This is a genomic window from Paraburkholderia sp. SIMBA_030 (assembly GCF_046535245.1).
In the GTDB taxonomy this organism is placed as follows: Bacteria; Pseudomonadota; Gammaproteobacteria; order Burkholderiales; family Burkholderiaceae; genus Paraburkholderia.
The window spans coordinates 1-253 of record NZ_JAWRXB010001124.1 but is presented as its reverse complement, the minus strand read 5'-3'; the positions used below and the strand labels follow the sequence as shown (position 1 = coordinate 253).

Below are 253 nucleotides of genomic sequence, written 5' to 3'. Positions count from 1 at the left end.
CCGCCCAGGCCTTCCTCGGCGGGCTGGAAAATCAGGTTGAGCGTGCCGTTGAAATCGGCGCTGGCGAGGTGATGCGCGGCGGCCAGCAGCGTGGCCGTATGGCCGTCGTGGCCGCAGGCGTGCATGGTCTGCGCGACGGTGCTCGCGTAGGGCAGGCCGGTGCTTTCCTGAATGGGCAGCGCGTCCATGTCGGCGCGCAGACCGAACGCGCGCGTCGAGCTGCCGCGACGCAGACGCCCGACCACGCCCGTGC

1 protein-coding gene is annotated in these 253 nt (G+C 71.5%); it reads right to left on the bottom strand.

From position 1 onward, the window contains the following. Window positions 1-253 (bottom strand): M20/M25/M40 family metallo-hydrolase (locus tag SB772_RS43520; RefSeq protein WP_410838968.1); only part of this gene is annotated, 253 nt, incomplete at both ends.